The organism is Alteromonas sp. H39, assembly GCF_047556435.1.
In the GTDB taxonomy this organism is placed as follows: Bacteria; Pseudomonadota; Gammaproteobacteria; order Enterobacterales; family Alteromonadaceae; genus Alteromonas.
Map to the genome: position 1 here is coordinate 1,780,321 of NZ_CP180210.1, position 25,898 is coordinate 1,806,218.

At 49.8% G+C, this 25,898-nt stretch carries 23 protein-coding genes and 1 tRNA gene; 9 read left to right on the top strand and 15 right to left on the bottom strand.

Annotated features, from left to right (window positions below; translation table 11 throughout):
• Positions 1–39 precede the first annotated feature (39 nt).
• The 4 genes from ACLBLI_RS07865 (at position 40) to ACLBLI_RS07880 (ending at position 3,424) form a co-directional block, all read left to right on the top strand.
• The gene (locus ACLBLI_RS07865) at positions 40–1,350 is read left to right on the top strand and encodes a putative bifunctional diguanylate cyclase/phosphodiesterase (RefSeq protein WP_414830541.1); all 1,311 of its coding nucleotides are present in this window, start codon (positions 40–42) and stop codon (positions 1,348–1,350) included.
• A 249-nt stretch (positions 1,351–1,599) separates the two neighbouring features.
• The gene (gene astE / locus ACLBLI_RS07870) at positions 1,600–2,637 is read left to right on the top strand and encodes a succinylglutamate desuccinylase (RefSeq protein WP_414830542.1); all 1,038 of its coding nucleotides are present in this window, start codon (positions 1,600–1,602) and stop codon (positions 2,635–2,637) included.
• A complete protein-coding gene (locus ACLBLI_RS07875) occupies positions 2,630–3,034 on the top strand; it encodes an HIT domain-containing protein (protein WP_414830543.1) in 405 nt (134 codons plus the stop codon). Before astE ends, ACLBLI_RS07875 begins: the two co-directional genes overlap by 8 nt.
• A 63-nt stretch (positions 3,035–3,097) precedes the next feature.
• Positions 3,098–3,424: a heavy metal-binding domain-containing protein gene (locus ACLBLI_RS07880; RefSeq protein WP_414830544.1), complete on the top strand. Its 327-nt coding sequence runs from the start codon at positions 3,098–3,100 to the stop codon at positions 3,422–3,424.
• Positions 3,425–3,813: 389 nt separating this feature from the next.
• Here ACLBLI_RS07880 and ACLBLI_RS07885 read toward each other — a convergent pair whose 3' ends face one another.
• From ACLBLI_RS07885 to ACLBLI_RS07900, 4 genes are read right to left on the bottom strand one after another with little or no spacing between them, the layout of a single operon-like run.
• Positions 3,814–3,975 carry a DUF2897 family protein gene (locus ACLBLI_RS07885; RefSeq protein WP_414830545.1) on the bottom strand — a complete coding sequence of 54 codons (162 nt, stop codon included), beginning with the start codon at positions 3,973–3,975 and terminating at the stop codon, positions 3,814–3,816.
• A complete protein-coding gene (locus ACLBLI_RS07890; protein WP_414830546.1) occupies positions 3,972–4,646 on the bottom strand; it encodes a M15 family metallopeptidase in 675 nt (224 codons plus the stop codon). Before ACLBLI_RS07890 ends, ACLBLI_RS07885 begins: the two co-directional genes overlap by 4 nt.
• Positions 4,639–5,769 (bottom strand): succinyl-diaminopimelate desuccinylase, encoded by a 1,131-nt coding sequence (gene dapE / locus ACLBLI_RS07895; protein ID WP_414830547.1) that lies wholly within the window; start codon positions 5,767–5,769, stop codon positions 4,639–4,641. The genes ACLBLI_RS07890 and dapE overlap by 8 nt, the downstream gene beginning before the upstream one ends.
• Positions 5,769–6,113 (bottom strand): ArsC family reductase, encoded by a 345-nt coding sequence (locus ACLBLI_RS07900; protein WP_414830548.1) that lies wholly within the window; start codon positions 6,111–6,113, stop codon positions 5,769–5,771. The genes dapE and ACLBLI_RS07900 overlap by 1 nt, the downstream gene beginning before the upstream one ends.
• Before the next feature lie 281 nt (positions 6,114–6,394).
• Here ACLBLI_RS07900 and ACLBLI_RS07905 point away from each other — a divergent pair, with 281 nt between their 5' ends.
• The gene (locus ACLBLI_RS07905) at positions 6,395–6,826 is read left to right on the top strand and encodes an OsmC family protein (protein WP_414830549.1); all 432 of its coding nucleotides are present in this window, start codon (positions 6,395–6,397) and stop codon (positions 6,824–6,826) included.
• Between the two features lie 48 nt (positions 6,827–6,874).
• On the opposite strand, the gene ACLBLI_RS07910 is transcribed toward ACLBLI_RS07905, so the two are convergent.
• Positions 6,875–7,381 carry a PTS glucose transporter subunit IIA gene (locus tag ACLBLI_RS07910; RefSeq protein ID WP_414830550.1) on the bottom strand — a complete coding sequence of 169 codons (507 nt, stop codon included), beginning with the start codon at positions 7,379–7,381 and terminating at the stop codon, positions 6,875–6,877.
• Positions 7,382–7,385: 4 nt separating this feature from the next.
• Entirely contained in the window at positions 7,386–7,769 is a 384-nt protein-coding gene (locus tag ACLBLI_RS07915; RefSeq protein WP_414830551.1) for an ACT domain-containing protein, read from the bottom strand.
• Between the two features lie 301 nt (positions 7,770–8,070).
• Between ACLBLI_RS07915 and ACLBLI_RS07920 the strand changes: the two genes are divergently transcribed.
• Both ACLBLI_RS07920 and ACLBLI_RS07925 read left to right on the top strand, forming a co-directional pair.
• Positions 8,071–8,442 carry a VOC family protein gene (locus tag ACLBLI_RS07920; RefSeq protein WP_414830552.1) on the top strand — a complete coding sequence of 124 codons (372 nt, stop codon included), beginning with the start codon at positions 8,071–8,073 and terminating at the stop codon, positions 8,440–8,442.
• 154 nt (positions 8,443–8,596) lie between these two features.
• On the top strand, positions 8,597–9,652 hold the full coding sequence (locus ACLBLI_RS07925; RefSeq protein ID WP_414830553.1) for a patatin-like phospholipase family protein: 1,056 nt from the start codon (positions 8,597–8,599) through the stop codon (positions 9,650–9,652).
• Here the strand turns inward: ACLBLI_RS07925 and ACLBLI_RS07930 are convergent.
• The gene (locus ACLBLI_RS07930) at positions 9,627–11,456 is read right to left on the bottom strand and encodes an EAL domain-containing protein (protein WP_414830554.1); all 1,830 of its coding nucleotides are present in this window, start codon (positions 11,454–11,456) and stop codon (positions 9,627–9,629) included. The two genes, ACLBLI_RS07925 and ACLBLI_RS07930, sit on opposite strands and share 26 nt — an antisense overlap.
• Positions 11,457–11,458: 2 nt before the next feature.
• A complete protein-coding gene (locus ACLBLI_RS07935) occupies positions 11,459–15,598 on the bottom strand; it encodes a response regulator (protein WP_414830555.1) in 4,140 nt (1,379 codons plus the stop codon).
• A 236-nt stretch (positions 15,599–15,834) separates the two neighbouring features.
• On the opposite strand from ACLBLI_RS07935, the gene ACLBLI_RS07940 reads away from it, so the two are divergent.
• Positions 15,835–15,911 (top strand) — tRNA-Val (locus ACLBLI_RS07940).
• A 107-nt stretch (positions 15,912–16,018) separates the two neighbouring features.
• A complete protein-coding gene (locus tag ACLBLI_RS07945) occupies positions 16,019–17,332 on the top strand; it encodes a diguanylate cyclase (protein WP_414830556.1) in 1,314 nt (437 codons plus the stop codon).
• Positions 17,333–17,388: 56 nt separating this feature from the next.
• On the opposite strand, the gene ACLBLI_RS07950 is transcribed toward ACLBLI_RS07945, so the two are convergent.
• The 7 genes from ACLBLI_RS07950 to xdhA are packed head-to-tail and all read right to left on the bottom strand — an operon-like array spanning position 17,389 to position 25,355.
• A complete protein-coding gene (locus ACLBLI_RS07950) occupies positions 17,389–18,636 on the bottom strand; it encodes a urate hydroxylase PuuD (protein ID WP_414830936.1) in 1,248 nt (415 codons plus the stop codon).
• On the bottom strand, positions 18,633–19,940 hold the full coding sequence (guaD, locus tag ACLBLI_RS07955; RefSeq protein WP_414830557.1) for a guanine deaminase: 1,308 nt from the start codon (positions 19,938–19,940) through the stop codon (positions 18,633–18,635). Before guaD ends, ACLBLI_RS07950 begins: the two co-directional genes overlap by 4 nt.
• Positions 19,940–20,263 carry a hydroxyisourate hydrolase gene (gene uraH, locus ACLBLI_RS07960; protein ID WP_414830558.1) on the bottom strand — a complete coding sequence of 108 codons (324 nt, stop codon included), beginning with the start codon at positions 20,261–20,263 and terminating at the stop codon, positions 19,940–19,942. The genes guaD and uraH overlap by 1 nt, the downstream gene beginning before the upstream one ends.
• Positions 20,260–20,778, bottom strand: a complete 519-nt coding sequence (uraD, locus tag ACLBLI_RS07965) for a 2-oxo-4-hydroxy-4-carboxy-5-ureidoimidazoline decarboxylase (RefSeq protein ID WP_414830559.1) — start codon at positions 20,776–20,778, stop codon at positions 20,260–20,262. Before uraD ends, uraH begins: the two co-directional genes overlap by 4 nt.
• Positions 20,775–21,596, bottom strand: a complete 822-nt coding sequence (gene xdhC / locus ACLBLI_RS07970; RefSeq protein ID WP_414830560.1) for a xanthine dehydrogenase accessory protein XdhC — start codon at positions 21,594–21,596, stop codon at positions 20,775–20,777. The genes uraD and xdhC overlap by 4 nt, the downstream gene beginning before the upstream one ends.
• The gene (xdhB, locus tag ACLBLI_RS07975) at positions 21,593–23,920 is read right to left on the bottom strand and encodes a xanthine dehydrogenase molybdopterin binding subunit (protein WP_414830561.1); all 2,328 of its coding nucleotides are present in this window, start codon (positions 23,918–23,920) and stop codon (positions 21,593–21,595) included. The genes xdhC and xdhB overlap by 4 nt, the downstream gene beginning before the upstream one ends.
• Complete coding sequence (gene xdhA, locus ACLBLI_RS07980; RefSeq protein WP_414830562.1) at positions 23,913–25,355, bottom strand: xanthine dehydrogenase small subunit; 1,443 nt, start codon at positions 25,353–25,355, stop codon at positions 23,913–23,915. The genes xdhB and xdhA overlap by 8 nt, the downstream gene beginning before the upstream one ends.
• Positions 25,356–25,898 lie beyond the last annotated feature (543 nt).

Here is a 25,898-nt window from a genome sequence, read left to right on the forward strand (position 1 = left end):
TACGACATTAGCTTGCTTGTTTGAGAGGTAATGCATGCTATGACCCGATTGCACCAGACACTGGCGACAATCCCGAATCGATACGCGTTTATTGACACCGTCGATAAATCTGCGATGCAGCATTCACACCTGTCATTGCTGCTCATCGATGTTGTCCGCTTCTCTGATGTGACATCCAGCCTCGGCTTTCAGGTGGGCGACCGATTCCTGCTTGAAATTGCCAATCGTATCATCAGGTTGTTTCCACACTCTGCGCATTTTGGCAGGATCAGTGGCGATGTGTTTGGATTAATTCTGCCAGGAAAGCACTCTTCATCTCAGCTACAGAATCTGTTCGAGCATCTGATTGAGCACTTTAAAACGCCAATGCACTATGAAAATCATGCATTTATTGCCGATTTTAATGTAGGAGGGGTGTATGGCGAGTGCGATGTATTTAGCATAACGCGTTTCGTTTCACGAGCGGAAGCAGCGTTAAAACATGCCAAAGAAAACAAATACGAAAACTTTTTTCTGCTTGGCATGGAAGACAAAGCTGAGACAGGCAGAAGTCTGGCTCTGAAAGCCGACTTAAAGCGTGCGCTGTCACAAAACGAGCTGGAGTTATATTTTCAGCCTCAGGTAGATCTGCAATCACTTAAGATTGTAGGGGCTGAGTGCTTGCTGCGATGGAATCATCCTCTGGACGGGGTACTTTTTCCGGGCCCGCTTATTGAAGCGGCTGAGTCCTACAATATGATGAATGAGCTGGCATACTGGACATTTGAGCAGGCTTTTCGGAGCATGGTCCAGTTAGATGCTAACGGCTTTAAGCTCACATTGTCCGTGAACATTTCGCCAACACAGTTGTATGACAGCAAGCTGATACCGACATTGAAATTACTCAGTCAAAGCTACGATATCGCCTTGTCTCGTATTGAACTGGAACTGACCGAAGATGTGGCATTATCCAATTCGCTGATGGCAAAAAAGCAGTTATCTGAGCTCCGTGCACTTGGGGTTGAAATTTCGGTGGATGATTTTGGTAAAGGCTACTCCAATCTTGCCTACATCCGCGAACTGGATATTAACGCACTCAAAATTGATAAAGTGTTTGTGATGGAGTTAACCGGCAACGAGGTAAACCGGGCGATTATAGAAGCGGCGAGGATCATTGGCCATTCGAAAGGCTGTGAGGTTATTGCTGAAGGTATCGAAACACTGGAACAACTGCATATCTTGCGTGAATTGGGCATCAATATCGGTCAGGGCTATTTGTTTTCCCGCGCAATTCCGCTGCATGAATTTCAAACTCTGGCAAGTCAGGAGATTATTGTGGGTGACTCCCCACTTCGAAAGGCCACAGGCTAAGATAACCAGGCTCATCTGCACTCTCTGATACTCCCGGATAACCGCTTCCCACATCGCGTTAGTACTCTGCCAGTTCTGTTCTCACCGGTTGTTACCCAATGATGGATATTCCCTGTACTACCAGTTGTTAGGCTTCTGATATCACTGCTACGGATGGTTCCGCCACGATGTATCATGCTCTGGTGGAAATTTTTCTTTTAGCCGGTAGACTTGTGGCCAATACTTTGGTTACTACAGGTGATGTAATACGTGACTCAGCCCATTGAAAACGGAGAATTTCTTTCTCTTTCCCGCCATCATCCGGAAGCACTGTCCGGTATTTCTGCTTTTACGCTGGATAACGGTACGCAAGTAACAGTAACCGCTCCGGGGATTATTTCTTTTACTCCAAAAGCGGTAAACGCTAACACCAAGCACATCATTTATTCATGCGGTGTGCACGGGAACGAGACGGCACCGATAGAAATTTGCGACGAGATGGTTAAACACCTGTTAACAGGTAAGTTGCAAGCCTGCCACCGGGTACTGTTTCTGTTCGGCAACCTGCCGGCGATGGATATTGGAAAGCGCTTTGTAGAAGAAAATATGAACCGGCTTTTCAGTGGTGCACATTCAGATGGCGATGGCCTTATCAATAATGAGCGGATAAGGGCAAAGCAGCTAGAGGACGCCGTATCTGAATTTTACGCATCGGCACCGGCGCAGGCCCCCCGTTTTCATTATGACCTGCATACCGCAATCCGTGCCTCGAAGAACGAGAAGTTTGCCGTGTACCCGTATCTTCACGAGCGTCGTCACAGCACAGGGCAACTGGCCTTTCTGGCCGCCTGTGGCGTGAAAACCATACTGCTCTCGGAAAGTCCCACTACAACTTTTAGTTACTATTCTTCCTGTCAGCATCAGGCACATGCCTTTACTGTAGAGTTGGGAAAGGTGCGCCCGTTTGGTGAAAATGATATGTCACGCTTTGAAGATGCGAAACAGGCACTGACAAAACTGGTTACAGAAAAAGAGTTCGCGCCAGAGGTCGATTTATCTACACTTGATATTTATCGGGTAAATCAGGTGATAAACAAGCATCAGGACGATTTTACCCTGCACTTTGCCGATGATACGCCGAATTTTACGGATTATGCGAAAGGCACGGTTCTGGCTACTGAATCGGGCGCAAGTTATGAGACACAGTACGATGGTGAAGCGATTGTGTTCCCTAACGCGAACGTTGCATTAGGTCAGCGCGCACTACTGACAGTTGTACCAACAACACTGGAAAACCCCGATGTTTAAACTTGACGAGAGACTGGCAAATGATACCTGTCGGGTAGGGCTGCTGCCGCTTTGCGAAGTATTGTTAATGAACGATAGTCAGTTCCCTTGGGTGATACTGGTGCCAAGGCGCGAAGGCATGACTGAAATACTGGATTTGCACCAGGATGAGCAAGCCCAGCTATGGGAAGAGTCACGTCAGGTATCGATAGCATTGCGCGATCTATTTCAGCCGGATAAGCTGAACATCGCGGCGTTGGGGAACGTGGTCAGTCAGCTTCACCTTCATCATGTTGCCAGATACACAACTGACGTGGCATGGCCAGCACCAGTATGGGGGCGACAGCCTGCAGTACCTTACACCCAGGACCGGATGGTAACGTTATGTCAGCAGCTTGCTGAAAAGCTTGGAATATAACGCTTGTTATATTGAACGACAGTCAATTGCATGCACGCAGTTGCAAACAAAAAAGATTACTTCATGATCATTACTACAACACCCAATCTGGAAGGCAAGAAGATTGAACAATATTACGGCATCGTGGTAGGCGAAGCGGTGATGGGCGCCAACCTGTTTAAAGATTTGTTCGCTTCTATTCGGGATATTGTCGGCGGGCGTTCCGGCTCGTACGAGGATGAGCTGACAAAAGCAAGAAAACTTGCCTTTACGGAACTTGAGCATGAGGCCAGAGGAATGGGCGCGAACGCTGTAGTAGGTATTGATATTGATTATGAAGTGATTGGCGAAAAAGGCAGTATGCTGATGGTAAGTATCAGCGGTACGGCGGTTCGCGCTGTTGATTGTTAGGGAAGATGCAAACACGTTTATCGTCACTCAGCGAGTCTGAAGCACGAAGTTGCAAGGCAGGGTTCGCAGGGAATGAGAGTCGTTCCTGGCAGAAAGCTTGTCGTAAATGCGTGCTTCAGGGCTCGCGCTGCGGGGCTTTCAGCCAAGCGCCTGCTTGTCGTTAGTTTTTTGACTTAACCCAGTAGGCCTGCAAAAGACCATCTTGATTTGTCACTTGGCTGTGAGCCTGAGCGATATCCGGCGAGTCCGGCACTGTGGTTAGCTGCTGACTTTTTGGCGTAATATTACCGTCTCGTTGAGGCAAGGGCGCATGCACTAATGTTGGCAGGCAGAGAGGCTGGTCATCTGGTGTGTGTCAGTCTCCCAAATGCTGTTGTCTCAGCTCAGCATTACCAGCTGTCCTTTTCATCATCCTTGTCTTTGTAAGGATCCTTTTTAGGTGTAAAGCCTTTCGGTGTTTTAAATTTGGTGCTGTACTTAAGCAGCATGAGGTTGCTCAGTATGACGCCAAAAATTAACGCAACGATAATTATTATCCAGGTAAGACTCATGATAATCCCTCATTTAGTACATAACGTGAGTACAATCGTGGCAGAGCGTCGATAAGCGTCTGCCTGCCTTCCAGACTGGCGTTTCTTAACGCCATTTCCAATGCATTTTTATTGCGTAATTGTTCGAATGGCATAGCACTGGCTTTATGACTTAGATGCCAGCGCTCGGTGGCTACGCCGCCTCTGAATTCGCTAAACGGGCGATAAAAGCCAAACTTTTCAGCATTATCATCAAGCCATGCAGACAAGGTTGCACAGGGCCCGTCTTCGCAATATTCACTATCTACCAGTTCAAAAGAATGGTTACTGGCTTTTACACTGGCGCGATCATAAACGTCAATATCGGTGCCCCAATGATGTCTGCTGCCCCCGGGCATAGCCGACCAGGTAAGAATAGCCGTCAGCTTGTCTTCTGCGCTGAGTGTTTGCGGGTCCAGCAACTGACCGTCGGCGTCATACAATGGCATTTCTCCGCGCCATTTTTTATTCCAGATTTGCCGCTGACGTTCAAAGCTGCGGTACGCTGAGACCAGTTGACAGTCAATACCTGCCGCGGCGGCAGCATCCTGCATGGCGAGAAATGCTGCCAGGGTATCCGGATGCAGACGGTGGCCGTTACCGGCATCTGTCAGGTAGTGATTCGCCTGGCCAAGCCAGTCTGCATCAGTCATGCAACAGCCCTTTGAGAATGCCGTAGTACATTTGCTCGAGCTTTCGCAAGTCTTCCATACAGACATGCTCATCGACTTTATGAATAGTCGCATTCACCGGACCAAGTTCAATCACTTCAGCGCCGGTTGGGGCGATGAATCGCCCATCAGATGTCCCGCCTGCCGTCGACAGTGTCGTTGGCTTGCCATTCACTGACTCAATGGCAGCTTCGGTTGCTTTCAGCAATTCCCCTTTATCAGTGAGAAACGGCTGGCCGTTAAATGTCCATTTGATGTCGTAGTTGAGATGATGTGAATCCAGAATGTGAGTGACGCGGTCGATCAGTAGCTTATCGGTCAACTCTGTGGAAAAGCGGAAATTAAAGCAAACATGCATTTTTCCCGGGATCACATTCCCTGCACCGGTGCCGGCGTGAATGTTGGAAATCTGAAAGCTGGTAGGCGGAAAAAACTCGTTGCCGTCATCCCAGTGCGCCTCTGCCAGCTCGGCCAGCGCACTGGCTCCCGCATGTACCGGGTTCTCGGCCAGGTGAGGGTAGGCGACATGGCCCTGAATACCATGAACGGTAAGATCCCCGGTTAGCGATCCCCTACGCCCGTTTTTCACAATATCGCCGACAAAATCGGTGCTGGAAGGCTCACCGACCACGCACCAGGTGATTTTTTCATTGCGCGCTTCCAGTGTATCAATGACGCGAGTCGTACCGTTAATAAACGGGCCCTCTTCGTCACTGGTGATAAGAAAGGCAATGCTTCCGCGATGATCCGGGTAGTCTTCCACAAAGCGTCTGGTTGCGACCAGCATGGCGGCGAGTGAGCCCTTCATATCTGCTGCGCCGCGCCCGTGCAGGTTACCGCCAAGTTTGGTGGCGGTGAAAGGGGGCGTTTGCCAGGCCTCTTCCGGACCGCTGGGTACCACATCGGTGTGGCCGGCAAAACAAAATACCGGGCCGGTATTGCCTCGGCGCGACCAGAGGTTGGTGGTATCTTCAAATACCATGGTTTCATTGTTGAAACCAAGCTCACCCAGCCAGCTTTTCATAAAATCCTGGCATCCAGCGTCATCTGGCGTTACAGAGCGCTGGTTTATCAGTAAGGTTGCGATTTCAATTACATCTTGCATCAGGAAAAAATATCCTCGTACTGCCCGGGCTTAAAGCCCAGGTGAAGTGAGCCGTTGTGTTCAAGTACTGGTCGCTTAATCATGGCTGGATGCTCGCGAAGCAGGGCAAGGGCTTTCGGCTGGTCCATATCCGCTTTTTGCTCTTCTGGTAACTGACGGTAGGTGGTGCCGCGTTTGTTCACCAGGTTTTCCCAGCCAAGCTCATCGAACGCCTGTTGCAGCCAGTCTGCATCTACACCGTCTTTTCTGTAGTCATGGAATTGAAATGCTACGTCATTGGCCTCCAGCCATTTTCTGGCTTTTTTAATCGTGTCGCAATTAGGGATGCCGTACATCGTTGTCATAGTGTCTAAGATTCCTTCAATATGATTGTGCTCAGTCTATCTTTTGGCGGTTTGGGATGCAAAAGGTACAAGCCGCGTGTAACGCTTACAGCACGCGACCCGGTGATAGTTGTAAAAAATCAGTGGCAACCACTGTACCACGGGGTGTGTGTCATTGCCGGTAGCAGGCATGACTTGTGCATTTACTTCTTGCACAGTCATTCAAAACTCATCAGTTTCGGGTGCACAGCCTCTTATTGTTGCTGTGACCTGCTAAACATGGACTCAACTAAGGAGATACTATGGCTATTGTAAAAACAGCTTCTGCACGTTATCAACCACTAGGCAAAGATGGAAAAGGACAGGTAAGTCTGGGCAGCGGTGCACTGTCGGAGCAGCCTTACGGTTTCAACACCCGGTTTGAAGATAAACCCGGAACCAATCCTGAGGAACTGATTGCCGGGGCGCACGCCAGTTGTTACGCCATGGCGCTGTCATTCGCGCTGGCGGATGCCGGTTACGACAGTGGCGAATTAAATGTTGATGCTGAAGTCACGTTAGAAAAAGACGGTGATGGATTTACCGTAACGGCATCCGCATTGACGCTGGATGCGAAGGTTGCAGGTATTGAAGAACGGGAGTTTGACTCGATTGCGAATGATGCCAAAGAGAACTGTCCGATTTCAAAACTGCTGAATGCGGAAATCTCATTAAAATATGATTTCAGCAACTAAACGCCTTTACGATGATGCGCGTGCTGATTTTTCTGCACTGGTTGTGTATCAGGCGTAAGCAGTAAACAGTACATCATGGGGCGCGGTCAGCTGGCTCGTGCGGGCTGGCACCAGCGCCTTTAATGCAGAGGCATTCAGCACACTCACCACGCACACCGGTGCAACTTGCTGCTGTCGAAGCCATGCCGTATTCAGGCGCATCACTGTGTCGCCGGCAGTTACGTTACTATGTTTACGCACCAAAAATTCACACTTTTCTCCCATCAGCCGCGTCATATCGTGGCCGTAACGCACCCGGATCTTAAGACCTTTCTTACTGGTCACCGCAAATGAATATGACAACGCATCGCAATCAATGATTTTGCCGGTAACTGGCGAGCATATCAGGTGAGACGCCGTGTAAATAAGCTGTCCCGGCCCATAAATTCCGCAGCTGACAAGGGCATCTTCGTGCGATGTCAAATCATCCCGTTTGCCAGAGGCCGGTGTCATTACAGGAATCGCCAGTCGCACGGACTCAGGTGGGCTGTCGGGTAAAAATGTCGCTGGAAGCATCGGATCAGTCGTTTACTGTGTAGCCATTTTTTCGCAGCGCCTCGGTGGCAGCTTTAAGTTTTTTATCCTTAACCAGAAAAAAGTCGGTTTCGAAGGTCGATACAACGAAAATCGCGACTTTGGCTTCGGCCAGTACAGCACCAATCTGTGCCATGATCCCCACCATGGAGAGATGCAGCGGGCCTAATAACTCAAGCGCACGCCATTGTGGATCGGATTCCAGTGAACGAACGGGGATATCTGAAGGAACAACAATGGATAATTCATCCGACGTTTTGCCAAGAAAGAAAAGCGGACTTGCGAGCACCGACGCCGGAATATCAGCGTCTGCATCCAGACTGTGAATGACAAATTGCTGGGGCAGTACGCTGAGTGTCTGTTTTGGCATATGCGAAAAATCGATCCATGAGAAAATGAATAATCATTAAATCACTATCTGTTGGTAAGTGCTACGTGTTATCCACTTAATCTGTGGATAAGTTTGTTGAGTAGTTTGGGGATGAACGCTAATGGCATGATAAATAAGGGTTTAATAATTTGGTTAAACAATGTTCAGTGGATAAGATCATGTTAACCACAAGCATTTTCCACCGCTTTTGTCTACACTGAATCGGTAAATTCTGTTGACAGAATCCGGAAGGTGGCTATTGACAGAGACGGGAACAATCTGATTTTTTTAGGAGTTGAGAGTGGAAAACGCAATGTGGCTGGATATGACGGTTGATGATGCCGACACTGTCAGTGAGTTTTATGCTGCAGTTATGGGGTGGCGTCGTGAAACCGTTGATATGGGGAATTACGTAGACTTCGTAATGATTAAACCGGACGGATCGCCAGCTGGTGGCATTTGTCATCGACGCGGGCCAAACGCGGCATTACCGTCTGGCTGGATACCTTATTTTACTGTGGCAGAACTTGCGTCATCCATCAATGCTGTTGTTGCAAAAGGGGGGGAGCAGGTTGGAGAGATCCGCACATTTGGTGACGCTGAATATTGTTTGATAAAAGATCCTGGTGGCAACCATTGTGCACTGTACGCTTCGTCAAAACCGGTCGCATAATAAATCCGACTTAATTAATTACCTGTCCTTAGGGACAGACATTCACAGAGCTAATTGCATTCTTTCGGGCAACTGATAAATTAGCAAAAGATTTCAATGACATGGGTATGAGAGATTGACCCCTCCACTAGAAATATATGCCGGACCCGGCGCAATGGATGAGTTAAGTCGACACGGTTTTCATGCTGACTTGTTTGATTATTTTGTTGGTGCTTCTGGTGGTCCGAAGTGGTTTACCTTAGCGGGACTCGACCGGATATTGTTTCCCGAGTGGTTTGCCTACCGGCGTGATCCTTTGCATGTAGTGGGTTCCTCGGCCGGTGCCTTCCGCGCCGCTTGCGCGGCACAACAGGATCCGCTTGCTGCAATCAACCGGCTGGCGGAACATTACTCCACGATGGTGTATTCGAAAAAGCCAACACGTTTTGAGATTACGCAGAAAGCCAAGGCGCTTATCAAGGACTTACTTGGGCCTTCCGGGGGCGTTGATATCGTGACCAACCCGCTGTTTAAGGCACATTTTATCGTGGCACGCTGTCACGGTCCGATGCAAAGCGAAAATCGCCTGACGCAGCTAAGTGGTCTGGCAATGAGTGCCGCAGCTAACGCGATGTCTAGAAAGCGGTTGTCACACCTTTATACCCGCTCGGTGTTTCGTGCGCCTTTTTGTAACTTTAAGGTGAAAGATCCCTACCAGTTGCGAACAGAATATATTGAACTGGATATTGGTAACCTTGAGTCAGCGCTGCTGGGTTCAGGGTCTATCCCGATGGTGCTTGAAGGCGTAACGCGGGTAATGCATGCCCCTCGCGGGATGTATCGGGACGGCGGCATCATCGACTATCATTTTGATGTCAGTTTTGGGCCAACAAACGGTTTGGTAATGTATCCGCATTTTTATCCCAAACCGATTCCGGGCTGGTTTGATAAAGGCCTGAAGCGTCGTATTCCGCACGCCAGCAGTTATCACAACACGGTGATGCTGGTACCGTCAGCCGACTTTGTGTCAAGGCTACCGTATGGCAAAATCCCTGATCGCAGAGACTTTGAGGTGCTTGATGACAACAGTCGGATTGCCTACTGGCAAACGGTACTTCAGGAGTCCGATGCACTCGGAGAGTACTTTTTCAGGCTGGTGCGAACCGGAAAAGTCATGGATGTAATCAAGCCGCTGCCTTTTGACACTATGCATGTTCCTGTCGCGTCGTAAACTGACTGTATAGCCCAGGCAGAGGTTCCGGAAGGTGTTCGCAGAACCCTTGAATATAGTCAACGCCGATATCTGAAAGAATGGCTTTTGCTGCTTCGTTTTCTACACACTCAGCAACCACTTTGATGCCTTTGGCGCAGGCGATAGCAGCAATCGACTCAACCATTTTGCGGTTAATCGGATCTTTATCAATGTCTCTGACAAACATGCCATCAATTTTCACGTAGTCTACAGCGAGCTTTTTGAGGTACTCGTATGACGAGGTGCCGGTGCCAAAGTCATCAAGCGCGAATTCGCAACCCGTCTGGCGCAAAGTGTTGACGAAGCGAACCGTGGTGTCGATATTTGCAATTGCTGAGGTCTCTGTAATTTCAAAGCATAATTGCCCTTTCGGAATGCGATATTGATTGAGCAGATTGGTAATAAAGTCACAGGCGCTGTCTTTAGCAATAAAGTCGCCGGACAGGTTCACAGAAAACGATACATCGGAAGGGTTTTCCTCCAGCCATTGACATAAATGGCTCAGTACCCAGCGATCAATACTGTCAATAAGATGAAAGCGCTCGGCTACCGGAATAAACTGGCCCGGAAGTTTCAGTGAACCATCTTCGTTTTTCATGCGAACTAAAATTTCTGCCTTTTGTTCGCTGGCATCGTGAAGTGAAATTATCCGCTGAGCATGCAATTCCAGGCGGTTTTCAGCAATAGCCTGACGGATTATGGGAACCTGTCTGGCCTGCTTCTGCGATTTTTCAATAAGCTCGCGGGAGGCATTAAACACCGATATCTCTCCGCCACCTTTAATTTTCGAGTAGTAGCAGGTTCGTTCCGCAATACTTAAGAGGTGAGACACTGAGTCGATACTGGTGTCAATTTCAACCAGCGCCACGCTCACAGAATGCTGGAACTGTTCTTCCTGCCAGGTAAATTCCTGTTGCTCCAGCGCCGTTTTGACTGCTCGCGTTTTGGCGATTGCCAGCCCCATATCTTCACAGGAAAACAGGATCGCAAATTCGTCACCGCCCATGCGGGCACAAATATCCGATCTATCAGTAACGGCTCGCAGCGTATCTGCTATCTGACGAAGCAACTCATCGCCGGCTACGTGACCGCAGGTATCGTTAATAACTTTGAACTGATCAAGATCGATAAAAAGCAGATAATCGCGTGTACCTTTGCGTTCACCTAAAGAATCAAGCGCAACGTCAAGCTCTGTCTCCATGGCGTTGCGGTTAAGCATCCGGGTAATAAAATCATGTTCAGAGAGGTATGTAATTTTATCCTGAAGCCGCCGGCGTTCATCAACTTCCCGGCGCAGATTCCGGTTGAGTGTAACCAGCTCACGGGTTCTCTCCTGTACTTTCGCCTCAAGCGACTCGTTCACCCCTTCCAGTAAACTGTTAGCCTGTGCCAACGACTTCATCAGCTTACGCATTTTCAAATGCGTGTTAACACGGGCAGTTAATTCCTCGCTCTTCACGGGCTTTACGATATAGTCTACGCCGCCAGCTGCAAAAGATTCGGATACATCGCTGTCGCTGGCGGTAAGAAAAATGACGGGGATGTCTGCTGTGTTGGGCGACGATTTGAGTTGTCTGCATACCTCTATGCCAGATAAACCTGGCATGCGAATATCCATCAGGATCACATCTGGCAGAGTAGACTGAGTAACCGACAGCGCCTTTTCACCGTTGTTTGCCACCAGTAACTTGACAGGCAATGACTTCAGATAAGCAGCAATAACATTTAAATTGCTGGGGTCGTCGTCTACTGCCAGTATGGTTGCCTGAATGTTATCGTCCATGGTTACTGCCTTCGTAGTATGTCCAGTGCGCGTTCGTAATCAAAAGATTCGATACAATCTACAACAGTGCTCAGTGATTTCCCATCTTTTTGGTCACAGAGTAGGCGCAAGTCGTTCAATAGCTCTTCAGAAAGCCACTCACTTTGTTCAAGCACGGGAATTACCTCTGCAATCACAGTGTCGATATTTCTGCTTTGCTTGTTACTACCGTCTGGCTCAGTTTGATTTTCGTTTATGATAGCAACAGCATCCTCGATAGCCTCATCCAGCAGACGAAATACCTCATCGACGACGTGCTCGTCCGGCTCTGCGGCTTCGTTTTTCAAATAGAGATAAAGATGGGTAAATCCCATATTGCCACTGCTGCCTTTAAGTGCGTGGATAAAGTCGGCAAAGTCACAGCTATCCGGCGATTTTCGAAACTGCTGCGAATGCTGAATGCGGCTCTTTTCATAGGTTTTAACAAAGACCGCCAGGCTGCGTAGATAAAGCTGCGACTGGTCAGCCAGTGCCGGGGGAGACTGCTCCCAGTCAATTGATCGCAGGGATGGAGGCAGGTTCAGGGATACAGCTTTGTGGCCGTCCGGTGAACGTGTGTGGCCACTGACGCCTGCCAGCAGCGTTTCAGGAACCAGCGTAAAACCATGGGATAGTGCGTCCAGCATCTCCTGTTCGCGAATTGGCTTCGCGATGTAATTTTGCATTCCTGCCGCAAGGCAGCGCTCTCTATCTCCTTTTAATGCGTTTGCGGTGATGGCAATTATTGGCACTTTCCGGTAATGATCCCCTGCGGCACCCTCGCGGATCCGACGCGTTGTCTCAAAGCCATCCATTACCGGCATTTGTACATCCATCATCACCAAAGTAACAGGTTCATGAGCAGGTGCACTGTTGAGCAGTGTGAGCAATGCCAGACCATTTTCCGTGGTTTCAGCCTGCAACCCCAGCTTTTCAAGCATGCCGACAGCAACCATAGCATTCACCGGGTTATCTTCGACCACCACGATACGGTAGTAATCTGGCCATCTGTGCTGACGCTCTGTTCGACGTGACATACTCATCAGGGTATTTTCGTTAACGAATGCCGGCGCAGAGGCGTGCTGGTGATGAACATCAATTAACGCCAGCGCGTCAAACAGATCCTGTGTTTTTACAGGCTTCATCAGGCAACCGCTGATACCTGCCTGTCTGAAGGCTTTAGTGTTCACGCTTTGAGATACTGACGTGAGCACCAGCACTTTGAGCGCCTGGTTACCGCTGGTTTCCCTTAGCGCAACGGCAAACTCTACACCGTTTAAATCAGGCATGTGCATATCAGTTATTAGCAGGTCAGGGGCAGGGGACTGACTTTTCAGTGTTTCCATAGCCTGCAGAGGAGACGCAAAACTCTGTACCTTCGCACCCCACTGAGTAAGATGCGCCTGTAATACCTCACGATTAGTGGCATTATCATCAATAACGCAAATTCGCCAGTTCTCAATACTGATAGCCGGCAACACCTGCTGTGCTTTATGGCTCTCCCGCAGCGCAATACTAAATGCAAAGCAGCTGCCGAGACCTGGTGTACTACTGACATCGATATCGCCACCCATCAGTTCACACAGTTTTTTTGAAATAGATAAACCCAGTCCGGTGCCGCCGTACTGACGGGTAATTGAGGCATCAATTTGAGAAAACGGGTCGAATAATGTGGCGAGCTTATTACTATCGATGCCGACGCCTGTATCCGTTACCTTACAGTCCAGACGTAGGCCTGAGCTCTCCTGCTTAAGGCTGGCCTCGACAGTGACCTGCCCCTGATGAGTAAATTTAATCGCATTGCTGATAAGATTCATCAGAATCTGTCGCAACCGGCCAGGATCGCCCTTGACCATTGACGATTTAATGTCGGTCACATCGACCACCAGGTCTATCTCTTTTTCGTCAGCTTTAATGGCCAGTGCCTGAGCGACATCCTCAATCTGCTGGCGCAGATTAAAGTCGATGTATTCAATCACCAGCTTGCCAGCTTCAACTTTAGAGAAATCCAGAATGTCGTTGATCACTCCAAGCAGGGCATCGGCACTTTGTCTTGCCACATCAATACGATGCCGCTGCAATTCATCCAGCGAGGTGTCAGTAAGCAATGACAACATACCTATAACGCCATTCATCGGAGTGCGGATTTCGTGAGACATTCTGGCTAAAAATTCACTTTTGGCTGTGTTGGCCTGTTTGGCGAGACGAGACGCTTTTTCCAGTTCCAGCTCGAGATTTTTGTTATCGGTGATATCCAGGATCACGCCATCAATATAGTTGTCGGCATCCTCTTTTAGCAGTTGACCGCTTTCCTCAACCCAGTGCAGGTTATTGTCCTTATCCAGAATACGGTACTGCACGGAAAAGAAAGGCTGGCCTTCTATGGTCTTATTAATTGCCTGACGAACACGCTTTTTGTCTTTTGGGTGTACCAGTGAGAACACGTCGCGCTGAGTAGGGGGCATAAAATCCTGCGGCGGATATCCGGTCAGCCTTTCGATGTGTTCGGAGACAAACTCCATATGCCAGTGCTCGGCAAGCCGGGTGCGGTAAACCACGCCGGGAATATTGCCCACCAGGGTGCGAAACCGCTGCTCTTTTAAGCGCGCGCTTTCTGAGGCTATCTCAGCCTGCTCTTTGGCATCGGCCAGTTGTGTTTGATGTGCTTTGAGATCGGTAATGTCACGCGAAATTCCAAGAATGGCGGTCTCATCTACCTCAGGAAACCGGACAGGTACCTTCAGCGTCTCATAAAAGCGCTCCTTGCCTGAGAAGTTCTTTAACCAGCGCTCAACGCGTTTTTTTTCGTTGGATTTGAGCAATGCCTCATCGTCACGGGCAAAAGCTTCAATTTCTGATGCGGGATAGAAATCAGCTTCTTTTCGGCCCTCAATCGCGTCGGCGTCCGTATCGTGCAATACCGCAAAAGCGTCGTTCACCGCGATATACGTTCCATCCTGCTTTTTACAGAATATCGGATCGGGGATGGTATTTAGTATGCTTCTTAACAATACCCGTTGGTCGTTATATTCCTTATTCGCCTGTTGCAATTCGTCGGTACGCAGCGCGACATTTTCTTCCAGTTGCCGGGCCGCTTGCCTGAGAGCTTTTGTATGGCGCTGTGTCAATATCCACACATACAGACCCAATGCCAGTGACAGCAGTAAAGACACCACGGTGAGCATAATCAGGTAAAGCCGGGAACTATAAAACGGTGCCAACGCCTCAACCGCATCCATCTCGCTGATGACAAAAATGTTGATGCCATCAATTGAGCGCCAGGCACCAACGACGGGCTCCCCACGATGGCCGATGTAAGGGGTGGTGCTACCACTGCCGTTATTATTAATCGCTGAAGTGGCGGCAAACGTTAGTGTGTCGTCTGCCTTCTCCTCAGAGATCACTGTCAGCCGGGAATAAGGAGAAGCTATTTGAGGCTGTTGTTGTGCAAAACGACTCTCAGAAAGCTGGTACCCCCCGGCGTTGATAAAAAAACTGGTGCCGGTGTGCCCGAACTGGCCGGACTCAGCAAAACTGACAAAGGGATCCTCATACCGTATCACCAAAAACGCAATGAGTTCCGACTGGCGGTTAAATACCGGCTCCATAAAATACAATTGCGGGGGGCGCCTGCCTGCAGTGTCGTTAACGACGATGTTACCGGAATGCTGTGAATAGCGCTTTGCTACCGATGCCAGCTGCGGTGTTATCTCTTCTGACGGTAATGGCGCAGATGAATACAGCAGGGCTCCGTCAGGTGCGATTACACTGACTGCGGCGTAGCTGGTGCGAGGCGTTCGGCTATCAGCCAGAACCTGAATAATTCGACTTTTCTGAAGAGCCTCAGATGCCTTGGCGCTGTTGTTCGTAAGCGCACTGACAGCCGTGATGAAGTCATCATCGCTGGCCAGCTGTGTATGAAGATTGTGTTGCTGTTCTTTCCAGGAACGAAACTCACGAATTGTCGTATCAAGAACGGCGTTAAGACTTCGCTCTACTTCCGTCTCAGTGTGGTCGCGTACTTGTTCTAAAGCCAGCAGACAAAACAGAGAGAGTAGGACAATAAGAACTACTGCGCTTACAACAGGAGGAAGGAGTCCTGATTTAAGCGGTATCTCATTCATTGAACTGGTTGTATTATTGGCGTCTGAATCTATCTTCTGGTACAACAATGGCTGTGGCGACTTCTTGTTGCTTGCGACTCTTCAGTTACTATGCGCTTTTTTGCACAAAAATACGACTATTTCTCGGCATCTGAACAGGAAGTGAGCAAAAAACACAGGGAAGATAAAATCTTCTTGCACCTTATAATCTGCGCGGCTATTATACGCGCCGTCTTCAGGACACAGCATTTCCTAATGCGTCTATAGCTCAGTTGGTTAGAGCGCTACCTTGACATGGTAGAGGTCCCCTGTTCGAGTCAGGGTAGACGCACCATCTTACGCAATACCATTCCCTTTGATATGAACGACGAAATATCGTCGCTGAACGTCTACACTTGTTCTATATGTATGACATTTACATTCAAAGGAGATGAATTGATTATGTCACCAGACGCATTTGCGTTAGCGACCAACCCATTTGTAGAGACTTTTGAGCAGTGTGCGGTAGGTCTTGCTCATGTCAGACCTACTGGCAGGTTTCTTCGGGTAAACGAATGTTTTTGCCAGTTTATTGGCTACAGTCAGCAAGAACTTGAAAATATGACCTTTCAGGATCTGACCCACTCCAGCCATCTGAGTGAAGATATTCTTAATGTCACCCGACTGATTACTGGTGAGTGTGAGAGCTACACCATGGAAAAACAGTACATACACAAAAGTGGTACGCTTATCTGGGCTAAGCTGACAGTTTCTCTGGTTCGTGACAAAGAAGGTAAGCCCGACTTTTTTATTTCCGTAATTGAGGATATTGACGCCCGCAAACGAAAAGTGATGCAGTTGTACGAGACTGAGAAGTTATTTCGCCAGATAGTGTCATCCTTATCGGATCACACTGTAATCTGGGTGGCATCTCCAAATCTGGAGCGCATGCATTATGTTAATGAGGGCTATCGACATATTTGGGGAAGGCCGCAGTCTGAGTTACTTACTAAGCCGAAGAGTTTTACATTTTATGTACACCCGGAAGACAGGCTTCGCGTTTCCCGGCATTACGCCGACGAGACACTACGTGACTGGGATATCGAATACCGAATTGTAAGAGGTGATGGGGAAGTACGATTTATCCGCGACCGCGGGAATACGCTGGATGACGATCACGGCAATGCCCTTTATCTGGTTGGTATGGCGGAAGACATCAGCCGCGATAAACAACTGTATCAGGCGTTGCTTGAGGCAAACCGCCGGCTCGAAACGTTGTCGAGAATAGACGGGCTGACCGAATTGTATAACCGGCGCGAAATCATTAACCAGATAGACAGCGAAATTAAACGTCTGCAGCGCAAGTCGGCACAATCGGTGTTACTGTTTATCGATCTCGATGATTTCAAAAACATTAACGACAAACATGGCCATCAGGCCGGTGATGCCGCGCTGCTGCAATTCTCCCAGTGTGTGAAAAGTATGCTTCGGGCGTCTGATAAAATTGGTCGTTATGGTGGTGATGAATTTATTGTGCTGTTGTCAGATACTAACGAGCAAGAAGCGCAGCGATTCCATGAGCGGCTGCTACGAAAGCCCATAAAGTGTGCATTGACGCCTGATCAAAGCATCTTGCTTACCTTTAGTGTTGGCATCGTAGTCTGGCATGATGCGCTGCGTACCGCACAGCAGTGGATAGATGAAGCTGATAATCAAATGTATGAAGAAAAGCGCCGTCACCATCAGCACAATCAAAACGAGCAAAAGCAGGGGTAAAACCCCGCTTCTGTTTTCCCGCGCCAACCGCAGTAACCGCTGGAAAACCGCCACGCTTATTCTTTTTTCGCAGACCAGCTCTGATACCAATCATATAACGCCATACGTTCTTCGTCTGTCATTTTGGTCTTATTCATAAACGGCATGTCTTTGGTAATGGCAGTGCGACGCACGATTTGTGGTGCCTGACGCTCAATATCTTCCCAGGTATCCAGTACCACTCCTACCGGCGCTACTTTGAAAACATCGTCAGTTGGAGTACGCGAGTGGCATCCCTGACAATGCGTGGTGATGAGTTGCATAACCTGCGGTTGAGTTAACATCTCTACCGTAGCTTGCTTTGCAGGTGCTCCGCTATCCGATTGCGCGACGGAAGAAGAGGTCGCTTCTGGTTCCGGGGCAGCCTGTGGCCATGACACCCATACGGCAAGTGCAAACATCGCTGCTGCGCCACTTATCAGTATTGATGGTTTTACCGTGCCGGTGTGCTTTAAATTGAAAAAGTGGCGGATCCAGGCAGAAATAGCCATGATCAGAATCAGCACAAGCCAGTTCATTTCATGCTGGTACGTCATCGGATAATGATTAGAGATCATGATAAACAGCAGCGGCAGGGTGAAGTAATTATTGTGCACCGAGCGCAATTTTGCGCCCGCGCCCCAGGCCGGGTCAATTTCACCTTTGCGGGCAACGGCAGCCACCATTTTCTTTTGCGCCGGAATAATATTTAAGAATACATTGCCAGCCATAATAGTACCGATAAGCGCGCCAACATGAATGTAAGCCCCACGGCCACTGAACCACTGCGTTGTCAGGTAGGTCACTACACAAATCATTAGTGTAAGCGCAATGGCAAAACCGAGAGGTGATTTTGCCAGAGGGCTTCTACAGGCGATTTCATATAACGCCAGTCCGCCGAAAATCGTGCCGAGTCCAAGCAATACAGCTTCGGACTCTGATAAGGCAGCAACTGATGGATCAATCAGGTAAGCCGATGCGCCAAAATAATATACCAGGACTAATAAGGCAAAACCGCTTAACCAGGTGGTGTAGGCTTCCCATTTAAACCAGTGAAGGGGCTCTGGAATGGTTTCGGGTCCGTAGGTGTATTTGCCTACCTCATAAAAGCCACCACCGTGGACAGCCCATAAGTCACCTTTGATACCTTTATCTTTTTTCCAGTCAGGCGGGGTACGCAAATTGTTATCCAGCCAGATAAAGTAAAATGAAGCGCCGATCCAGGCGACCCCGGCAATTACATGAAACCAGCGTATAAACAGCGATAACCAGTCCGTCCACATCAGAACAGTACTCCTTTGTCTTTATGATAGCGGCAACGTCCCGCAATCCACGTTTGTTCAACAGCGCGTTCATCACCCAGAATACTCATTGCAAACAGCACATCCTGCAAACTTTCAGTGTTCTGAAGGCGTAGCGCGGTAAGATCGCTGAAGCGCGGTTCCAGTAACACAAAATCGGCATAACTGCCTGGATTCAGATTACCAATATCTTCCTCAAGCTGGTGTGCGACAGCTGCGCCCTGTGTCATCATGTACAGGCCATCCAGAGGAGGGAAGGGGGAGTGTTTTAACTGGCACACTTTGTAGGCTTCGCCATAGGTTTTCAGCATGTTAAAGCTGGTGCCTGCACCGACATCTGTGGCCAAAGCGACTTTGACTCCATGATGACGAGCGGCGTCCAAATCGAACAGGCCACTGCCCAGAAACAAATTTGAGCTCGGGCAAAATGCCACGGTAGCACCGGTTTCTGCCATGCGTGACCATTCGTCATCACGCATGTGTATGCAGTGACCGAAAACGGCCCGCGGGCGCACCATATTGTACTTTTCATACACATCCAGATAGCCCTTACAGTCCGGATATAAGGACAACACCCAGTCAATTTCATCCAGGTTTTCAGACAGGTGAGTCTGAATAAACACGTCTGGGTGGTCGCTTGCCACTTCGGCGAGGGCTGCCATTTGCGCCTCGGTACTGGTGGGTGCAAAACGCGGGGTGAGAGCGTAGCGGTTACGACCATTGTTATGCCAGCGAGAGATCAACTCGACACTGTCTTGCCGGGCCGACTCGGCGGTATCTTGTAAGGCTGGCGGACAATTGCGGTCCATACACACTTTGCCCGCAACCAGCGCCATATTGATTGCGCTGGCCGTGCGGAAAAGCGTATCGGTGGCATCTTTATGCACTGTTGAGAAAACCAGCCCGGTTGTCGTGCCGTTTTTCAGACACTCTCCTAAAAACAGCTTTGCCATACTTTGCGCATACGGCGGATGGCTGAACTTCTCTTCCGCGGGAAACGTGTAATTTTCCAGCCAGTTCAATAACTGCTCGCCAAAACGTCCCATGACTTCTGTTTGCGGGTAATGCAAATGGCTGTCGACAAGTCCGGGTAGCAGCCACTTGCCCTTGTGATCCTGCACCGAAGCTTCGCTGTGCTCGGTAATCAGTTGATGGTAGTCGCCAATCGCGATGATTTTTTCTCCCTCAACGACCAATGCACCATCATGGAAGACGACAATGTCGGTTTGTGGCGAGTTTGTGGCCTCAGGGAAGTGGGCAACGCTGGCCCTGAATAACTGCTTCTGCACTAACTACCCCGGTAACTGCTAAAGCCAAACGGCGAGATCAGCAGCGGCACATGATAGTGACCGCCATCCTGTTCGAGCATAAAATGAATATCAATATGCGGATAAAACGTGTTGCCGTGTTTTTCTTGCAGATAGGCGGCGCAATGAAAACGCAACAGATATTGCCCGGCAGGGAACGACGATTGCCCCCAACTGTTGAAACGGCCGTCCTCATCGGTAGTGCCGGTGAAGGTGTCACCGTTTGGCAGTGTTAGCGTAAGCGGGAGTCCACTTGCGGGACGTCCCAGCGTCGTATCAAGCACATGGCTGGAGAGCGTATTCATTCTGGATCCTTATCAAGTAAAGCGCGTTTAAGCCGCAGCAACGTAATTGCCAGCTGTTGCTCTGCAGCGATGCGGATTTCTTCTTCTCGATTGTTATCAATGCGTGCTTGCAAAGCACTCAGCATTTCCTCTGCGCTCAGGCCACTGGCGCAAATAATGAAAATAAAACCATGGCGTTCGAGATAGGCATGATTGAGCGCATGCAGCGATTTCAAAGTATCGTCGCAGGCCTGTGCGGTGCCGGCTTGCTCGGCGCTGGCCATGGTCTGTGTATTGGCAAACTTTTTACGGAGTGTCGAGACATCGCCAATCATTGGGTGGGCGTCGAAGGCTTCAAGAAAATCTTTCTCGTTCATCCGGCTCCAGTGCGAAATGGCCGATTCCGATACGGCGGCTTCACTGGCGAACGGGCGGCTCTCAACCATCTGCGTTACCCAGGCCGACGCGGCGCAGGCTTGTTCAAAAAATTTATAGGCCTCGCTAGCTGTCGCATTGTTTAATTCTGTTACTGTCATACGTTTTGAAGCTCTTTGCTAATGGGTGCTACAGGCGTTGTTTCTGGTGCATGAAGGCGCTGAACAATTTGTGCGCTGATAGAAATAGCCACCTCCACCGGGCGCTTACCAGTAATACGGGTATCGCCAACTGGGCTGACGAGGCAGGCGCGTTGTTCCTCGCTGTAACCTTTACGGGCAAGACGTGTGTTGAAACGGCGTGCTTTGGTGTCTGAGCCTATCATTCCGACAAACGGAAAATGTCTTGCCTGTAGCGCTTTTTCTACAATGGCGAAATCAAGCTGATGATTGTGCGTCAGAATCAGCAGCCAGGTATTTTCAGGCAGGGTGCTGCAGACATACTCTGGCTCGTCATCCACAACATGCCGGACATTGGCGGGCACCTCTGTACCCTCAAGTAATTCGGGCCGGCTGTCAATCCAGTGAATTTGTAAAGGCAACTGTGCAAGTATAGGAACCAGCGACTGAGCGACGTGACCTGCACCAAACACGGCAAGGTGCTGTACATGATTACAAAATACTTCGTAAAGGATCTTTACCGCACCACCGCAACACTGGCCCAGCTTACCTGATAGCGGATAATCTGTGATGGTGGTAAGTGTGCTGCCGCTTGCCAGATACTCGCGGGCAGCTTTAGTTACCGCATATTCAAGGTGACCGCCACCAATGGTGTCAAAAGTTTCCGCTCCGGTGATGACCATTTTGGTGCCAGCGTCGCGTGGCGCTGAACCTGCTACAGAGAGTACGGTGACTAATGCATAGCGCTCTCCCCGTTGCTGACAGGCACTGACGGCATCAAACCAATGTTGAGGCTTCATAGTCCCTCCTGACGCATGGCCATAACAGCATTTAACACCCGCTCTGGGGTTGCCGGGGTATCCAGCGCCGGATCTACGGTATAGCCACTGAGACTGGAAATGGCATCTTTCAGCGCGCACCAGACGGAGATGGCCAGCATAAATGGTGGTTCTCCAACGGCTTTGGAATGGTAAATGGCATCTTCATCGTTGGGACGCTGGAATAAAGAGACGTTGAAGATGTCCGGCGTGTCACCAATAGCCGGAATTTTATAGGTCGCCATATTCTCACTTATCAGCTTCCCGTTATCGTTCCAGCGCAAATCTTCTGTTGTCAGCCATCCCATGCCCTGAATAAAGCCGCCTTCTATCTGACCAATATCAATAGCCGGGTTCAGACTGTTACCAACATCGTGCAGGATATCCACCCGATCAACCGTATATTCTCCGGTGAGGGTATCAATCGACACTTCACTGGCTGCAACCCCGTAAGCAAAGTAGAAAAACGGCCTGCCGGTGCCTGTCTCACGGTCATAAAATATTTTCGGCGTTTTATAGAAGCCGGATGCCGACAATGACACCCGGTTCATATAGGCAGCCTGAACCAGCGCCACAAAGTCGATGCTGTGCTCACCCTGAATGGCTTTGCCGTCGGCAAAAACGACAGTTTTTGGATCGCCGCCAACATCCGAGGCATAAAATTCTGCCAGACGCCGACGAATTTCCTGAGCCGCATTTTGGGCCGCTTTTCCATTCAAATCTGTGCCGCTGGATGCTGCAGTCGGCGAGGTATTAGGGACTTTGTCTGTTCGGGTGGACGTTACCTCAATACTTCTCAGACCTACGCCAAATTCGTTAGCCACAATTTGCGCTACTTTCGTATGCAGACCCTGACCCATTTCCGTGCCGCCGTGGTTCACCTGAATAGTGCCATCGGTATAAATGTGCACCAATGCGCCAGCCTGATTGAGGTGTTTGGCGGTAAAAGATATGCCGAATTTCACTGGCGTCATTGCCAGCCCTTTTTTGATAACCGGGCTGCGCTGATTAAACGCCGCGATAGCCTCGCGTCGCGACCAATAGTCACAGTGATCCTCAAGTTGCGGGATCATATCCAGCAGAAAGTTATTTCCCACCTCCATACCATAGGGAGTAGTGGTGCCATTGGTGGGCGAGTAAAGGTTGTGCTTTCTGACTGTAAGCGGATCCTGCCCCGTCTTGCGAGCGATTGCATCCATCATGGCTTCAGCCATGATCATACCCTGAGGGCCGCCAAAGCCGCGGTACGCGGTGTGCGAGACAAAATTGGTTTTCAGGCGGTGACCGACGATTTGGCTGTTGCCAAGAAAATAGGCGTTATCGGCATGAAACATGGCTCTGTCGACGATGGCCTCAGATAAATCCGGCGAATGGCCACAGTTGCCATTGACCTCGACGAACGCGGTCAGGATACGGCCTTTTTCATCGGTGCTGACTTCATAGCGGTTTTCGAAAGGGTGTCGCTTGCCAGTTACGTGCATATCCTGCTGGCGGGGCAACCGGCATTTTACCGGACAGCCGTTTCGCGCCGCAAAGATGGCGGCAATACAGGCCCACTGGGCCGCCTGAGTTTCTTTTCCGCCAAAACCGCCGCCCATTCGGCGCATATCGACAGTGACTTTATTCAGTGTTGTGCCAAGAACCTCAGCCACCAGTTTTTGTACTTCACTGGGATGCTGGCTGGAGGTGTATATCAGCATACGATCTTCTTCGTCGGGCAGGGCGAGGGACACCTGACCTTCCAGGTACATATGCTCCTGTCCACCAATATTCAGCGCACCTGACAGCGTATGCGCGGGGGCGGGTACGTCGCCCAGTGGTGACTGCGCCATGGTGTGCGTCGGGCGAACAAATGACTCAGCGGATAACGCACTCGCCACGCTTAGATGGGGAGTGGTTTCCGTCACTGTTATTTTTGCTTTCAATGCTGCGCGTCGTGCCTGAGTGACGCTTTCGGCAAGGACAGCGAACACGGGCTGGCCAAAAAATTTGATTTCTTCGTCAGCAAGTACGGGATCGCCAGCGAAAACCGGGCCGATATCCAGCTTGCCCGGTACGTCAGTGACGGTAATCACATCAATGACGCCCGGTGCGCTGTGGACCTCACTCAAATCCATGCTTTGAATGATGCCAGCAGCGCATTCACTGGTACCAATAGCGACATAACGGGTGCCGCGTGGTTCAGGTATGTCGTCCACATAGCGGGCGGTGCCACTTACCTGCCTGACTGCGCTTTCATGCGGGGCGGGTGAGTGAACTGCGCCGTTGCGATTATCCTGTTTGATTCTGTCGGTAAGCTTACGCATGAGTCACCACCCGTGTCGCTATCTTGGTATCGCCAGACTGGTGTTCGAGCCAGAACCGATGCCACAAATTCGCCAGCACTGTATTGCGATAGTCCGCAGAGGCCCGGACGTCATCAATTGGTGTAAACGCTTTTTCAAGCAACTGCTTTCCTAATGTAAGGGCCTCAGCACTTTGCCATTTCTGCCCCCGCATTACGTCCTCAAGTGTGCTGCTGTATACAGGGGTTGCGGCTACCCCCCCAAATCCGCAGCGCAGTGACGCGATACGACCTTCCACAATGTCGGCTACCCACACGGCACAGACGGCGGAAATGTCGTCTTCATGACGCTTGGAAATTTTGTAAGATGCCATGCGCTGCGACTCGCGTAACAGCGGGATAGCAATATGAGAAATCCATTCGCCGCGCTTAAGCTGAGTCTGTCTGTAGCCGGTAAAAAAGTCCCTTGCAGCGATATCACGGGTGCACTTACCGTCATCCACGTGAATGGTAGCGTCCAGCGTCAGCAACACCGGAGGCATATCTCCGATGGGAGAGGCGTTCGCCACATTTCCACCCAGGGTGGCCTGGTTACGAATAGGCACCGAAGCAAACCGGGTAAACAGCTCAGTCAGGGCCGGAAAGGCACCAAGCAACGCATTTTTCGTCTCAGAGAGGCTGAGCGCCGCACCGATATGCAGCGTTTGCCCATCATTAGTGCATTGTGTGAGTTCTTTCACCCGGCTCAGGCTGATGATTACGGGCATTGCCTTATAGCGTTGCGTAATTTCCAGCGCCAGATCGGTCCCTCCGGCAATCAGAGGGGCCTCGGGATACGTGGCAATAGCTTTGGCAAGGGCGTTTCTGTCTTCTGGCATAACCAGGGGACAGTCATCGCTGCTTTTATCATCGTTGCGCATGGCAAGTAACGCTGCTAGCACATCCGCTTCCTGCTCGCTGAAGACATCCGCTGGTGTCTGGCTGCAAACCGCACTGGCTGCGTCAATGATGGGGCGATATCCGGTACAGCGACACAAGTTACCGGATAACGCCTCGTTAATTGCCTCACGATCTGGCTGACTGTTCTGATGATACAGAGCAAACATGGACATGATAAACCCAGGAGTGCAGAAACCGCACTGAGAACCGTGGTTGTCTACCATGGCCTGCTGAACAGGGTGTAGCGATCCTGAAGAAAGATGTTCAACGGTGATGAGTTGTTTGTTGTGAACCGCAGACATCAGAGCGATGCAGCTGTTTATCGTATGATAGGTCAGCGCTTGTTGATCGGCATCGGGCTGTGCAACCACTACCGTGCATGCACCACAGTCACCCGCCGCACAACCTTCTTTGGTTCCGGTCAGGTGACGGTGCTCTCGCAGAAACTGCAGTACGGTCATGTCGGCCGATGCCGGGCTTAACTGTACGGGTTCCCGGTTGAGTAGAAAGCGGATCATGATATTGTCTCGCAACGCTGTAAATGAAATCTGTCCATTACTATATCTGGAATCCTTAAGTAAAAGTAGACTGTATGGTCAGGTTTTTGGTGTAAACTATGAAATTACTGTGCCATTGCGATAATGTTCATTACTAACTGGCAATGCGAGCCGGGTTTCTTCGATCTCGCAGAGTTAGCAGCATAGTTGGTGCCACCCCATCATGTCGACTGTACTGTCATACCAGAGCGTGGGGTATAGTCTGCAGATAGACCATGTGTGTCGCAAAGCAATTAATCACTTGTTACTCACTATCAGTGTGGCACTATTTAGGGAGAATAAAAAAGCAGGTTTCGTTTCTGGCAGCGTTTTCATAACTGGAACTTGTGGGTTAAGCGTCGATAGCAGGCTGGCAGTATCATCTGAGCCAGCGGAGAAAGTGCTTAATTTTGCATCGTTATGTGACCTGCAGAATAAATATCGCGACGGGAAACTACCCTGACGGATTCAAGCACAAATCGGTACATGGCCGAGAATTTCGACTGAGTTGTGATTAACAAGGAA